Annotated in this window: 15 protein-coding genes and 1 pseudogene; 10 read left to right on the forward strand and 6 right to left on the reverse strand. The window is 66.7% G+C overall.

Translation table 11 applies throughout. From position 1 onward, the window contains the following. Positions 1-33: 33 nt before the first annotated feature. Positions 34-1326, forward strand: coding sequence for an Nramp family divalent metal transporter (locus tag J2S53_RS11270; protein WP_456240925.1), 1293 nt, complete (start codon positions 34-36; stop codon positions 1324-1326). Between the two features lie 147 nt (positions 1327-1473). Here the strand turns inward: J2S53_RS11270 and J2S53_RS11275 are convergent, their stop codons facing one another. Then, positions 1474-2553, reverse strand: a complete 1080-nt coding sequence (locus J2S53_RS11275; protein ID WP_456240926.1) for an NAD(P)/FAD-dependent oxidoreductase — start codon at positions 2551-2553, stop codon at positions 1474-1476. 130 nt (positions 2554-2683) lie between these two features. On the opposite strand from J2S53_RS11275, the gene J2S53_RS11280 reads away from it, so the two are divergent. Beyond that, positions 2684-3163: a MarR family winged helix-turn-helix transcriptional regulator gene (locus J2S53_RS11280; RefSeq protein ID WP_456240927.1), complete on the forward strand. Its 480-nt coding sequence runs from the start codon at positions 2684-2686 to the stop codon at positions 3161-3163. A gap of 190 nt (positions 3164-3353) precedes the next feature. Next, positions 3354-3554: a DUF397 domain-containing protein gene (locus tag J2S53_RS11285; protein WP_456240928.1), complete on the forward strand. Its 201-nt coding sequence runs from the start codon at positions 3354-3356 to the stop codon at positions 3552-3554. A 98-nt stretch (positions 3555-3652) separates the two neighbouring features. Here the strand turns inward: J2S53_RS11285 and J2S53_RS11290 are convergent, their stop codons facing one another. Next, positions 3653-3886 (reverse strand): hypothetical protein, encoded by a 234-nt coding sequence (locus J2S53_RS11290; RefSeq protein ID WP_456240929.1) that lies wholly within the window; start codon positions 3884-3886, stop codon positions 3653-3655. 130 nt (positions 3887-4016) lie between these two features. Here J2S53_RS11290 and J2S53_RS11295 point away from each other — a divergent pair, with 130 nt between their 5' ends. The 4 genes and pseudogenes from J2S53_RS11295 (at position 4017) to tnpB (ending at position 6830) form a co-directional block, all read left to right on the forward strand. Continuing rightward, on the forward strand, positions 4017-4883 hold the full coding sequence (locus J2S53_RS11295) for a helix-turn-helix domain-containing protein (RefSeq protein WP_456240930.1): 867 nt from the start codon (positions 4017-4019) through the stop codon (positions 4881-4883). Further along, complete coding sequence (locus J2S53_RS11300; RefSeq protein WP_456240931.1) at positions 4883-5080, forward strand: DUF397 domain-containing protein; 198 nt, start codon at positions 4883-4885, stop codon at positions 5078-5080. Before J2S53_RS11295 ends, J2S53_RS11300 begins: the two co-directional genes overlap by 1 nt. Before the next feature lie 110 nt (positions 5081-5190). Further along, positions 5191-5511: pseudogene (locus J2S53_RS11305) on the forward strand (IS607 family transposase); the annotation flags it as partial. Continuing rightward, positions 5508-6830 carry an IS607 family element RNA-guided endonuclease TnpB gene (gene tnpB / locus J2S53_RS11310; RefSeq protein ID WP_456240932.1) on the forward strand — a complete coding sequence of 441 codons (1323 nt, stop codon included), beginning with the start codon at positions 5508-5510 and terminating at the stop codon, positions 6828-6830. The pseudogene J2S53_RS11305 and the gene tnpB, both read left to right, overlap by 4 nt. Before the next feature lie 45 nt (positions 6831-6875). Here tnpB and J2S53_RS11315 read toward each other — a convergent pair whose 3' ends face one another. The 3 genes from J2S53_RS11315 to J2S53_RS11325 form a co-directional block, all read right to left on the reverse strand. After that, the gene (locus tag J2S53_RS11315; RefSeq protein WP_456240933.1) at positions 6876-8267 is read right to left on the reverse strand and encodes a PhoH family protein; all 1392 of its coding nucleotides are present in this window, start codon (positions 8265-8267) and stop codon (positions 6876-6878) included. 362 nt (positions 8268-8629) lie between these two features. Next, complete coding sequence (locus J2S53_RS11320; RefSeq protein WP_456240934.1) at positions 8630-9508, reverse strand: PfkB family carbohydrate kinase; 879 nt, start codon at positions 9506-9508, stop codon at positions 8630-8632. Positions 9509-9554: 46 nt separating this feature from the next. Beyond that, positions 9555-10745: a hypothetical protein gene (locus tag J2S53_RS11325; RefSeq protein ID WP_456240935.1), complete on the reverse strand. Its 1191-nt coding sequence runs from the start codon at positions 10743-10745 to the stop codon at positions 9555-9557. 315 nt (positions 10746-11060) lie between these two features. On the opposite strand from J2S53_RS11325, the gene J2S53_RS11330 reads away from it, so the two are divergent. Both J2S53_RS11330 and J2S53_RS11335 read left to right on the forward strand, forming a co-directional pair. Next, a complete protein-coding gene (locus J2S53_RS11330) occupies positions 11061-11312 on the forward strand; it encodes a hypothetical protein (protein ID WP_456240936.1) in 252 nt (83 codons plus the stop codon). Between the two features lie 315 nt (positions 11313-11627). After that, the gene (locus J2S53_RS11335) at positions 11628-11888 is read left to right on the forward strand and encodes a hypothetical protein (protein ID WP_456240937.1); all 261 of its coding nucleotides are present in this window, start codon (positions 11628-11630) and stop codon (positions 11886-11888) included. A 206-nt stretch (positions 11889-12094) separates the two neighbouring features. On the opposite strand, the gene J2S53_RS11340 is transcribed toward J2S53_RS11335, so the two are convergent. Beyond that, complete coding sequence (locus J2S53_RS11340; protein WP_092979811.1) at positions 12095-12871, reverse strand: isoprenyl transferase; 777 nt, start codon at positions 12869-12871, stop codon at positions 12095-12097. 174 nt (positions 12872-13045) lie between these two features. Between J2S53_RS11340 and trhA the strand changes: the two genes are divergently transcribed. Next, positions 13046-13732, forward strand: a complete 687-nt coding sequence (gene trhA, locus J2S53_RS11345; RefSeq protein WP_456240938.1) for a PAQR family membrane homeostasis protein TrhA — start codon at positions 13046-13048, stop codon at positions 13730-13732. Positions 13733-13820 lie beyond the last annotated feature (88 nt).

The following is a 13820-nucleotide window of genomic DNA, read 5'->3' on the forward strand; positions in this document are numbered from 1 at the left end:
TTACTATTCCACGAATTACCGAGGTTTTTGCTGATGGAACAAAAAGAAGGCGACAAGGCGGCCGTGGCCACCCCGGATAGATCATTCATGGGCCGAATCCGGAACTTCGGTCCGGGAATCGTGGCCGTCCTGAGCATGATGGGAGCCGGTGACCTCGTCACCGCCTCCGTGTCGGGTTCGAGCTACGGGTACAACCTCATGTGGTTGCTCGCCCTTTCCCTGATCGTTCGGTTCGTCATCGTGAACCTCATGGGCAGGTATCAGATTCTGAACCTGAAGGGGCAGACGATAGTCGAGGGCTACAACGATGTCTCCAAGTACTACCCGTGGTTCATCGGCATCGCCATCCTCGTCAGCGGGCACTTCTTCAATGCCTACATGATCACCGGGGCGGGCGAGGCCCTCGCTTGGATATTCAGTGTCGGTCATCCGTTCCTGTGGTCGTGCGCCGTGGTGCTGCTCAGCCTGTTCGTCATCGGGCGTAATGTCTACAACACCATCGAGAAGCTCCTCAAACTCCTCCTGGTGTTGATGACGACCGCCTTCCTGGGGCTGGCGATCTACTCGGTTCCCGACGTGGGTGGGATCGTCAAGGGCACGGTGGGATTCGGCATCCCGAGCGATACCGGCGCGTTCGGGGTCTTCGCCGTCGCCCTCTCACTGATCGGAGCGGTGGCGGGATCGATGGCCAACTTCCTGTACCCCTACTTCGTGAAGGAGAAGGGCTGGAAGGGCGTGCGCCACAAGCGGATCCAGCGCAACGACATCCTGTTCGGCATCTGCGCCGCCATCGTGATCAACCTGACGGTCTGGGTCGTCGGCGCCGAGATCCTCAGCCCGAACGACATCGAGGTCAACAGCCTGGAGGACATTTCCAAGGCCCTGTCGCTGCACCTGGGCACGTTCGGCGCCGTCGTCTTCTACCTCGGGGCGTTCGGAATCCTCTACAGCAGTGTGATCGGGTACGCGAACGGTTTCCCCAAAATCATCATCGACTGTTTGCACATGGTCAGGCCGGAGCGCCGGGAGAAGTTCGGGCGGAAGTTCGACGACGATCCGTGGTTCAAGTGGTTCAGCCTGTTCATTCTGATCTCGCCCATCATCTGGCCCATCCCCGGGATGCCCGGGTTCGTCGAGATGGCGATATTCGTCACCGGGATGCAGGCCGTCGTCGTGCCGATCACGGCGATCGGGCTCATGATTCTCGTGAACAAATCGAGCCATCTGGGCGAGCACAAAGCGAGCCTCGCGGAGAACACCGTCCTGGTCCTGACCACCGCCCTGGCGATCTGGGTGAGTATCAAAGCGGTCATGGGCTGGTTCTAGCACGGCCGGACTTCGGTGATCGTGGCTGACTCCGGGCTGAACCCGGTTTTCCCACCGGGAATCCGTTCCACGGGGAATGGAGTTCCGACGAAGCGGTGCCCGGTGGGTTCGCCGGGCACCACTTCACGAGCATCGCCGCTTCGGCGCTCAACCGTCCAGGTTCAGCAGTGCCGTGTAGACCTCGCGGCGCATACTCGTCCCTTTGAGCCGCGAGGTTTGTTCCGCCCCGAGCACACCGGCGGACGGCGAGTAGGAGACCCCGCCTGCCGGGCCCAGCGGTAGCGAGATCCCCGATGGAGCCGGTTCGTAATGGGTGAGCTCGCTCTCCTCGTACGCGAGGGCCCGGATGTTGGCGGCCACCACCCCGGCGTGGAGTTCGGCGGCCTTGGCCGTCTTGGTCTCCGGGATCGAGGTGAGGTCACCTATGGCGAACACGTGGTCCTGGCCGGACAGCCGGAGTTCCGAGGTCACGTCGAGCGCGCCGTCCTCCCGGCGGGCCGCCGCGAGTTCCTCGCCCAGATAGTCGGTGGTGGGAACCACTCCGTAGCAGCGGAACCAGAGGTCCGCGTCGATCCGTTCGCCGGAGCGGGTGGTCACGGAGAACGCCCCGGGTTCGGCTGGCGGTTGTTCGGCCAGGGGGCTGCCGAACACCAGCTCCACGCCGAGCTCGTCGAGCTGGCGCCGCAGTTCGGTGCGCAGCTCCGCCGGGAACGGCACCGCCGAGAGCGGTTCGGGCGCGGGATCGACGACGGTAACGGACTTGTTCGGCCAACCGTGCTTGATCTCCCCCGCCAGCTCCAGCCCGGCCGGTCCGGCCCCCAGCAGCAGGACGCCACGCGAGTCGGCCAGCGCGTCGTGCGTGGTGCGCAGCTTCTTGGCGGCGAGGGCACTTTCGGTGACGTCCACCTTGGCCGGGAACGGATAGGACGAGCCGGTGGCCAGCACCACGTAATCCGGCTCGATCCGCTCGCCGGAGGCGAGGGTGACGGCAGAGCGGTCCACGCGCACCGCGCGGTCGCGGATCACCCTGCCGTTGCCGAGCAGGTTGTCGTAGGACAGGAAGATCAGGTCCAACCAGGACGGTTCGACCAGCGCCCGGAGAGCCGCGACGTTGTGCACGAAGGTGTCGCGGGGTTCCACGAGCACGACCTCGGCGAACTCGTCGATCGCCCTGGCCGCCGTGATACCGCCGTATCCACCACCGACAACGACGACGGTTGCTGTCATGGTTCCTCCGATATCCACGGGCCGTCACCCGCCTCACGTTCGGCAACGGCTCGTTCCACGCCACAAATTAGTGTCATTATGTAACAGTTACAGTATGACATTAATTTGGCGGGTGGATAGGGTTGCACTCATGAGCGAGCACGAGACACGTCCCCCGAGCCTGCTTTCGTTGCCCTCCTACCTGGCGGGGCACGTCGCGCGTATCGGCCACCGGGAACTGGACGGGGCGCTCGCCGAACGAGGACTGCGGCTACCGCACTTCGCGGTGCTCACGGCGCTCTCGGACTTCGGGTCGCTGACGCAGCACGTGCTCGCCGATCGGCTCCGGTTCAACCGCAGTCATCTGGTCGGCTACCTCGACAAGCTGGAGCAACGGGAACTGGTGCGCCGGGAGCGCGACCCCGAGGACCGACGTCGGCACCGGGTCACGCTGACCACGGCCGGGGCGGAACTCGCGGGGGAGATGGCAGCGGTCGCCCGGTACGCGCAGCGAGAACTGCTCAGTCCCCTCACGGACGAGGAGCGTGACACGCTGGTCGAGCTGCTGGGGCGCGTACTGGCCACCGACGACTCGGGGCGGAACCCCGCTGCCGACCGAGCTGCCGACTGAGTCCGGCACTCTTCGGAGAGACCCGCTCCCACCACAGCGGGCGGAACTCACGCGCCCGACGTAAGCGACCGCCCGTGTGGGCACCGCTCCCTGCCGATGCTCACACGCACGCGACGCCTGATTGGGTACTCGTCCCGAGAAACGGTGAATTCACCGGCTTCGGCGCGCCATGACGGGGACAATCGATGACATGGCACAGACGACCAATAAGCAGGGTGAATGGCTGAAGAGCTCCTACAGTGCGGCGGCCAGTGACAACTGCGTGGAGGTGCGACTCACCGACACCGCCGTGGGCGTCCGCGACTCCAAGAACCCCGACGGCCCCGTCCACACCTTCACCCACCACGCCTGGCACTCCTTCCTCCGCGCCACGACCGAACCGACCGAATAGGACCGTTTCCAGTGACAACAACGCGTCGAGACGGTGTCGTCGGTTCAACTCACGAAACCGACGACACCCGTCGAAAACACCGATGACGACCAACGCGCTCACATGACAGTCAACGACTCGCCCTCGACGTCTAGTTCGGCGATGGCGCGACTGCCCACCGACACCAGCTGTTCGAGCGCGTCGCGATCCAGACTGAGCACGAAGCTCTCCGAGGAACCGAACGCTAGGCTGGCCTGCTCGTTTAGCCGGTCCACCTCACAGCGAACCGCCACCCCACGGGCCATCTCCACATAGGACTCCACCGATACCCCGGTGCGCCGGTAAAGACTCATGATCCACGCTCCTTGCTGGTCGATACGATGATTGATCGAGCTGACAGGAATGGTGGCCACCACAACCAAGATAAGACTGACCGTCAGTCTTTGACAGCCATCTGATCGGGTGAGTTACGAGAGGAAGCGCATGGGCCGTGCCCGTCAGACGTTCGAGCGGCGGCAACTGGGGCTCACCCTGCGTCGACTCCGGGAACAAGCAGGCAAATCACAGCACGCCGCTGCGCAGGAGATCGGCAAGGCGCGCTCGCGGTTGGTCCAGATCGAGGACGGCGAGGGAACCCTGCCACCGGACAGCCTCGACAGCCTGCTCGATCTCTACTCGGTAGAGCCTCAGGAACGGGAAACGGTACGAGCGCTGGCGAGCTCGGCCCGAAAACGCCAGAAACGCAGGGCGTACGTGGACACGCTGCCCGACGCCTACCAGCGGTTCGCCGACCTGGAAAGCAACGCGACCGAGATCAAAGCGTTCGAACCGAGCATCGTCCCCGGACTACTGCAGTCGCCTTCCTACATCCGTTCGGTAATAAGCTCCTGGGAAGGCATCTTCACCAGCTCAGCACCGGCCGAGATCGAACAGCGTATCGACTATCGGATGAATCGCCAGTCCAAAACATTGCACAGTGAGCACCCGGGCGAGCTCGACATCGTGCTCGCGGAGCACGCCATCCTGGACATGAAGAGAACTGACTTCTTGCTGCGGGATCAGCTCGAACACGTGCTGTCCCTGCTTGATCACCACGAAAGCCTGACAGTTCGAGTGCTGCCGGTAGGAGCGGTGTCGAATCCGGCTTGTGGCGGCGGATTCACGATATTCGGTTTCGGTGACCGAGGTTCACCGATAGCTTTCTCCTCGGTTGTACACGGCCCATCCGTCTACCTCGACGACGCGGAAGACGTGGGAGTGCTCACCAGAATCTTCGATCGAGTGTGCGAGTTGACACTCTCTCCAGAGGAGTCACGGGCTTTCCTGGAACGAACCCGCAAGGAGGTCTGATGTACGACACCGGCTGGATCAAGAGCAGTCGCAGTTCCGGAGGCAGTGACAACTGCGTGGAGGTGCGACTCACCGACACCGCCGTGGGCGTCCGCGACTCCAAGAACCCCGACGGCCCCGTCCACACCTTCACCCACCACGCCTGGCGCGCCTTCCTCCACACCACGACCGAACCGGCCCAGGATCACCGGTGGTGAAGTCACGCCGAGATCGCTGGGACGGACGGAGTTGACACGACCGGCCGTGGCCGGGTGTCGATTTCTCGCGAAATCGCCGCCCGGCCACGCCGTCCTTCGAGGACTTGCTCCCGGTGGGGGTCACCGAGATCGGGTCCGGGTTGAACGGCAACCGGCAGAAACTGCGGAAGCTGCTCGCTACCCCCGAGGCAACCACCATCGTGGTGGAACACCGCGACCGGCTGGCCCGATTTGGTGTCGAACACCTCGAAGCCGCCCTGTCCGCCCAGTCCCGCCGAATCGTCGTACTCAACGACGCCGAAGTGGAAGACGACCTGGTGCGCGACATGACCGAAGTACTCACGTCGATGTGCGCCCGCTTGTACGGGCGCCGGTCGGCGGCCAAGCGGGCGAAAGCAGCACTGAAGGCGGCGGAGGTGCCGCCGCGATGACCACGGTGTTGCAGGCGTACCAATTCGCGCTCGACCCGACCGGGCAGCAGCAGGCCATGTTGTCGTCGCACTGCGGCGCGGCACGGTTCACCCACAACTGGGGCCTAGCCCAGGTCAGGGCCGTGCTGAACCAGCGGGAAGCCGAACGCTCCTACGGCGTGCCCGAATCCGAGTTGACGCCGAGCCTGAACTGGTCGGCCTATTCCCTGCGCAAAGCCTGGAACGCCGCGAAGGACGAGGTGGCCCCGTGGTGGGGCGAGAACTCGAAGGAAGCCTACGCCTCGGGTCTGGCCAATCTGGCTGATGCTCTGGGTAATTGGCACAAGTCCCGCACCGGTAAACGCGCCGGGAAGCGGATCGGGTTTCCCCGGTTCAAGTCCAAGCGCCACCGCTTGTCGTGCCGGTTCTCCACCGGCTCGTTCGGGCTGTCCGAGTCGGATCGGCGGCATGTGCAGCTGCCCCGCATTGGGCTCGTGCGCACGCACGAATCCACCCGCACACTCGCCCGACACGTCGAACGCGGCACCGCCCGCATCCGATCGGCCACCGTGTCGTTTCAACGCGGCCGGTGGCACGTGTCGTTCTCCGTCGAGATCACCAAGACCGAACCTGAGCCTGCGGTCAAGGGCGGGACGGTCGGCGTTGACCTCGGGGTGAAGCACCTGGCGGTGCTGTCCACCGGGGAAATCATCGCCAACCCGAAACACCTCGACGCCGCGCAGCGGGAGTTGCGCCGGTTGCAGCGTGGGGCCGCCCGCCAGCAGGGCCCGGACAAGCGCACACCGTCGAACCGGTGGCGCAAAACCCAAGCACGCATCGCCAAGCTGCACACCGCCGTGGCGAACGCGCGCCGCGACGGGCTGCACAAGCTCTCCACCCGACTCGTGGCCGAGTTCGACACCGTCGTGGTGGAAGACCTCCACGTGGCCGGGATGGTGCGCAACCGCCGGTTGGCTCGCGCCATCTCCGGTGTCGGCATGGGCGAGCTGCATCGCCAACTCGACTACAAAACCACCTGGTCAGGCCGCGATCTGGTGGCGGCAGACCGGTTCTACCCCAGCTCGAAAACCTGCAACGACTGTGGTGCGGTGAAAGCCAAACTGCGCCTGTCCGAGCGGACATTCACCTGCGATCACTGCGGCTACCGCACTGATCGCGACCTCAATGCGGCCCGCAACCTCGCGGGCCTGGCGTCCTCCCCGAGTTGCGGGGCGACGAAAAACGAGCCCGCTGGAAACCCACGTAAAACCAGCCATGCTGGCAGCGGGTATCGCCACGGGAAGACCCCGACACAACGGGCCGGGGCCAACGCCGCGTAGCAATACGACGGCTCAGGAACGTTTTCACACCTTTCCTGAACGGCGTCAGCTCATGAACTCACCCTCCAGCATCTCGGTGACCAGGGCCGCCACCGGGGACCGCTCGGAGCGGGTCAGTGTGACGTGCGCGAACAGCGGGTGGCCCTTGAGCTTCTCGATCACGGCCGCCACACCGTCGTGCCTGCCGACGCGCAGGTTGTCGCGCTGCGCCACGTCGTGGGTGAGCACCACCCGCGAATTGGCACCCAGCCGCGACAGCACCGTCAGCAGCACGTTGCGCTCCAACGACTGCGCCTCGTCGACGATCACGAAGGAGTCGTGCAGCGAGCGCCCCCTGATGTGGGTCAACGGCAGCACTTCGAGCATCTCCCGGTCGATGACCTCGTCGATGACGTTCTGCCCCGCGAGCGCGCCCAGCGTGTCGTAGACCGCCTGCCCCCAGGGCTGCATCTTGTCGTCCTCGCTGCCGGGCAGGTAGCCGAGCTGCTGCCCGCCCACCGCGTAGAGCGGCCGGAAGACCATCACCTTGCGGTGCCTGTTCTGTTCCATCACGGATTCCAGCCCGGCGCACAGCGCCAGCGCGGACTTGCCGGTTCCGGCCCGACCGCCCAGCGAGACGATGCCGACCTCGGGGTCCAGCAGCAGATCCAGGGCTATCCGCTGCTCGGCGGAACGACCGTGCAGCCCGAACGCCTCGCGCTCACCGCGCACCAGCCGCACCGTCTTGTCCGGGGTCACCCGGCCCAGGGCGTTCTTCGTTCCCGCGAGCAGCCGCAACCCGGTGTTGACCGGGAGCTCGGCGGCTTCGGCCAACTCCACCGAGCCGGACTTGAACAGCGTGTCCACCTCGTTGGGCGGCACGTCCAGATCGGTCATGCCGGACCAACCGGTGGAGATCACGTCCTGCGCCCGGTACTCGTCCGCGTCCAACGCCACCGCGGCGGCCTTGACCCGCAGCGGCATGTCCTTGCTGATCAGGGTCACCAGGTGACCGTCATCGGCCAGGTTCAGCGCGCACGCCAGGATGCGGGCGTCGTTGGACTCGTTGCGAAACCCCGGAGGCAGCACTTCGGGGTCGGAGTGGTTCAACTCGACGTGCAGTCGACCACCCGACTCACCGACCGGAACCGGCTCGTCCAACTTGCCGTGTCGCAGTCGCAGGTCGTCGAGACCACGCAGCGCCTCCCGCGCGAACCAGCCCAGTTCGGGGTGGTGGCGCTTGCCTTCCAACTCGCTGATCACGACCAGTGGCAGGACGACACTGTGCTCGGCGAACCTGGTGAAAGCCCAGGGGTCCGACAACAGCACAGAAGTGTCCAGGACGTAGCTACGCACTCCCCTTCCCTCGGCCGCGTCCGAGGGACGCGGTGCGGGAGCTGAGGAATTCACGCTTTCGGAACCGGACAGGGGCTCCGCTTGCTGGGAACGTCGTGTCATCACGGCTACTCCCTAACGGGCACGAGCGACCGCGCCCGTTCGTCGGCGGGCCGGGCCGCCCCGCACCCCGTCGGAGTCGGGCCGTGGGCAGCCACCCGGTGGAGCCCGATCCGACCTTCGACACGGGTGAAGGGCCTCCCCGGACGGGCCGCAACTGCACGACCCGTCACCGCGGACGCTACCCGTGTGATCGGACGTTGGCAGGCAGCCACACAGGTGATTAAACGAATCGTCACCCGAAAGCCACAGTGTGCACACCCGCACGGCCCCTACGGTGAACCCATCACCCGACCGTGGGCCTGGGGTGTTTCGCACCCCGCACACCGCACGGAATCGATCCCGGTTCGCACCGCCTCCCCGAGTCAGCGAGGGGACATGCCGCGCAACCACTCCCCACGCCCCGGACGGCGCACCCGGTCGGCGGCGATCCCGGCCGCGAACGAAAGCGTGTCGGGCAGGCCGGACAGCGGGGCACCACCGGCGACCGCGTGAACCACCGCACCGTGGAACACATCGCCCGCGCCGAGCGTGTCCACCGCCTCGACCTCGGGCACCGGAACGCTGCCGCTCGCGCCGTCCGGCAACCACCAGAGCACGTCGCGGGGACCCCGGGTGATCGCCACGGCCCCCACTCCGCGTTCGAACAGCGCGGCGGGCTGCTCGTCGAGCTCGGTGGTGCCGGGAACCCGGAAGTCGGCGGAGCAGACAGCGAGGTCCACTCGGGGGAGGATCTCGGCGAGCACGGGTTTCCAACTGCCACCGTCGAGCACCACGGGAGCACCGGCCCGTCCGGCGTGCCGCACGGCCGCTCGCGCGAGCACGGGACGATGACCGTCCACGAGCACCGCGTCGGGGACGGTCCGCAGCAGCGCTCCCGGCTCCGGATCGGCATCCTTCGGCGCGCGCGAGACCACGCTGCGGCTACCGGTCGTGCTGTGCACCGTCACGGCGGAGACCACCGGCGGCGTTCCGCTGTCGGGAGTGACGTCGAGCAGTTCGACTCCGTGCTCGGCGAGTTCGTCCGCCACCACCCCGGCCATCGGATGACTTCCCAGTGCCGTCAGCAGGCTCACCTCCGAACCGAGCGCGGCGGCGGTGACGGCGGCCCCGGTGGCAGGCCCGCCCGCGCTCAGCTCTGCCCGCTCGGCGGTGGTCTTCTCGTTCGGCCCCGGGAACTCGGCCACCCGCTGCAGCAGGTCCAGCGTGACCATCCCAGCGCACAGCACGGCGCGTCGGCTCATCGGCCCTCCGATCGGCGGAAACCCCGGCGTTCACGTCGGGGAGCAGTCAAGCGGCGATTCTGCCGGAGAGCTCGGACCGCAGGGTGTGCGGCGGCAGCGACCGATCCAGCAGCCGTTCGTAGCGAGCGCGGCGGTGTTCGGGACCTTCGGCGTCCAACCAGGCACCGGTCAACTCGTACGCGGCTGGGCAGACGACGGCGTACGCGGCGGTGGAAGGGTCGGAGAGGCGTTCCAGCAGCACCCGGGCACGCGAGTCGTCCAGCAGCAACCAGCACCGCAGGTACTCGCGCACCCGGTGGGGATCGGTGCCGTGCTCGTGCAGCATCAGCGCGGCGTCCCGCCGTACCCCGGCGAGCACGCGCCGCGCGGCGTCCATCCGTTCGAGGTCCTCCGCCGCCGGCACCGGCAGGATCCCGTGGAGCACCTCACGAACCCGGGCTCCCCAGGCCGGACCGAGCAGCACGTCCAGCGCCCGTTCGGCCAGTCCCTCCGAGACCGTGCACTGCGGGGTGTCGGTGAGCGAGATGTCGTGTTCGGGAAGCGTGCCACGGCAGTGCTGGGTGTGGTGGCCGGGGTAGCTCTCGTGCGCCAGCAGCCTGGGCAGGTCGCTTAGCCGGTGCGGTACGGCGGTGCTGACGGTGACGACGGAGCGGCCACCGCCGAGGTAGTGCTGCAGCCCGCCGAAGGAAGGGTCGTGCCGGAACCGGTACGTCACCCGCTCGTGCGAGGGCAATCGGAACGCCTCGTGGCTCAGGACTCGGAAGGATTCGGAGAGGGCACGCACGCAGCCGGGCAGCGCTTCCGCCGGGACGCGTTCGCGTTCGCGGAAGTTCGCCACCCGCTCGGCCAACGTGGCGCCCCGGGGCAGCCAGTGGGCGAGTTCGGCGTGGACCGCCGCGTAGTGCTCGGGGTCGGTGCGATGTACCTCGATCTGGAAGCAGCGGCGCAGCCTGCCCGCGAACGACACGGGACCACCGGCGAGCCCGCGGGCGGCGCAGTCCAGCGCGGCGAGCTGCCCGAGCAGGAAGTCCGCACGGTCGGCACCCAGCGCGGCCCGCCGGACGGTTCGACGCAGTCCGCGTGCCTGGGAGGCGAGCACGCCGGGAAGCGGCGCGGGCTCGCGGTCCACCTGCCCGCGCAGCGCACGATCGCCGGTGTAGCTCTGCACGAAGCCGCGGGACAGCCGCCCGAACCGCAGGCCGAGAAGGAGGTACTCGGCGACCGGTGCTTCGGGCATGTCGGCAGGATAGCGGAGTTCGCGGCTTTCGTGACGTGTTCGCGCCGTAGAACCGCTCACGTTCCTCCCGAGGGTGACGCACGGCCGGAAGGGTTCCGGCGAATCATTCCGATCATCGATGTCGCCTTTCGTGTGTCACCCGAAAGATACCTTTAGAAACCAAATTAGATATTTACACGATAGTGTTATCGAGCTTTCCTCGCGATCATGCAGTCGATAGGTTTCCTTCGTGTGCGCGCCCACGGCGGAATTTTCTGGGGTTCCGTCGTGCGAACCGCGTTCCACGAATCACCCGTACCGACAGGGAGCGAGAAAATGCTGAAGAAGACCGCCGCCACCGTGGGTATCGCCGCCGCCGGCATGGTCGCCATGGCCCCCATGGCCAGCGCCGACTCCAAGGGCAACGACGGCATCAACGTGCTCAACGACAACAACATCAGCGCCGTCCCGATCCAGCTGTGCGGCAACAACGTCGCCGTGCTCGGCGTTGTCGCCAACGTGCTGTCCTCGCAGGCCTCCGAGTGCGTCAACGCCCCGGTCGTGGACCACCCCAAGGCGATCAGCTGAGCCCGGATCCCGCGCGGAACCGGAAGAGCCGGAGTGGACGGAACTGACCTACCCGCCGTCCACTCCGGATTCAGCGGCGAACCGAACTACCCCCGGAGAGCTCGGAACGAGAACTGATCCGTTTCTTCCACGCGATCGCGTGACACGATTCGGTAGCCGGTTTCCGCACTGACGAGCTACTTCCGCCCTGACGAGCGATTTCCGCACTGACGGGCTCGTTCCGAGTCAGCTCACGACAAAATCTCCTCCGCCGCTCGGAGTCCGAACAGGCGGAGAGCGTCGGAATCGACGTGTAATTCGAAGGAGAACTCCCCCATGCTGAAGAAAACCGCCGCCGCCGTGGGTATCGCCGCCGCCGGCATGATGGCCATGGCCCCCATGGCCAGCGCCGACACCAAGGACAACGACGGCATCAACGTGCTCAACGACAACAACCTGAGCGTGCTGCCGGTCCAGCTGTGCGGCAACAACGTCGCCGTGCTCGGCGCGGTCGTCAACGCGCTGCACGCGCAGCCCTCGCAGTGCGTCAACGCGCCGGTTGTGGACCACCCCACCTCGGTCACCAACGGCAGCTGAGCACGGGCTGAACGGATTCGGCCCGAAACACCGGGACGAAACGAGCGGGGTCGGACATCGCGGTCCGGCCCCGCTTCTCGGTTCTACGGATATCGTCGACACCGCAGCACTTCGCCACTCGCGCCCGCGGTTCGAGAACCCGTCCCAAGAGCCCGTTCCAAGAGCCCGTTCCAAGAGCCCGTTCCAAGAGCTCTGCCGAGAACGCGTCAGTTCCCGAATCTGCGATGCCGAGCCGCGAAATTCCGCAGTGCGCGCAGGAAGTCCACTCGCCGGAAGGCGGGCCAGTAGGTCTCGCAGAACCAGAACTCCGAGTGCGCCGACTGCCAGAGCATGAAACCGGACAATCGCTGCTCACCGGAAGTGCGGATCAACAGCTCCGGATCGGGCTGCCCGGAGGTGTAGAGGTGTTCGGCGATGTGATCGACATCGAGCACCTCGGCGAGCTCCTCGATGGTGGTTCCCGCCTCGGCGTGCCGCTGCAGCATCTTGCGCACCGCGTCGGCGATCTCCTGCCTGCCGCCGTAGCCGACCGCCACGTTGACCTGCATCCCATCCCGGTTCTCGGTCCGCAACGCGGCGGCCGAGATCCTGGCCGCGATCTCGGTGGGCAGCAGGTCCATCGCACCCACGATGCGCACCCGCCACGGCGTGCCGGGCTGGGTGATCTCCTCGACGACACCGGCGATGATCTCCAGCAGCGAGTCGACCTCGCTGCTGGCCCTTCTGAGGTTGTCGGTGGACAGCAGCCACAGCGTGACCACTTCCACCTGGTTCTCCCGACACCAGCCGAGAAAGTCCGAGATCTTGCGCGCCCCGGCACGATGACCGTAGTCGGCGTCGAACCCGGCCTCCTTCGCCCAGCGGCGATTGCCGTCCAGAATCACACCGACGTGTCTGGGGGGTTGTGCCCCTTTTAGCTGACGGCGCAACCGCCGTTCGTAGAGATCGTAGACAAGCTCTCGTAGCCGAAGTCTCAGCGCCACGTTCCACGAGACTACTCGGAGGCTCGACGAGCACGGCAAGCGACCGCAGGATCGACACGGCCGCTCCGCGCGCAGCTCACCGAGGCGGGTGAGCCGTGGCTCGTCCCGCACCGGGCGGGTGAACGTCATCATGTCGAGCGGAGCGGGGCGGCCTCCCTCCCGTAGGCTCGAAACGTGCCAACAGCGAGCCGCAACACGCGCGAGCCCTCGGCCGCTCAGCCGGTCAAACCCAAGCTGCGGGGCTGGATCCACCTGTGGTCCGCGCTCGGGGCGCTGGTCTCTGGCGCCGCGCTGATCGCGCTGGCCGGAACCACGGTGTCCGGACGTGCCGCGCTGGGGACCTCCATCTACGTCGCCACGGTGCTGGGCCTGTTCGGCGTAAGCGCGCTGTACCACCGCAGGACGTGGCGCACGGAAGGTGCGCGGACCACGATGCGGCGCCTCGACCACTCCATGATCTTCCTGTTCATCGCGGGCACCTACACGCCGCTGGCGATGCTGGCGATGCGGCCGACCACGGCGACGGTGGTGTTGGCGGTGGTGTGGGGCGGCGCACTCGGCGGCGTGGTGCTCAAGCTGGCCTGGCCGAACGGCCCGCGCTGGGTCGGGGTACCCGTCTACATCGCCCTCGGGTGGGTCGCGGTCTTCGTGCTGCCCGACCTGCTGGCCAACGCCGGGGCCACGGCGTTGGTGCTGCTGGTGGTCGGCGGCGTGCTCTACACCGGGGGTGCGATCTGCTACGCGCTGCGCCGCCCCGATCCGTGGCCGAGGGTGTTCGGCTACCACGAGTTCTTCCACGCGGCGGTCTCGGCGGCCGCGGTCTGCCACCACATCGCCATCTGGCTGGCGCTGTACTCCTGAACAGGATCCTTCCGGTCGGCCCCGCCCGGGAGAGACCGATGTAGCCCCCTCCGGAGGCGGGAGCCTCCCGGACGCTCCCGCCTCGGGA

The sequence above is a fragment of the Actinopolyspora lacussalsi genome, from assembly GCA_030803735.1.
Lineage (GTDB): Bacteria > Actinomycetota > Actinomycetes > Mycobacteriales > Pseudonocardiaceae > Actinopolyspora > Actinopolyspora lacussalsi.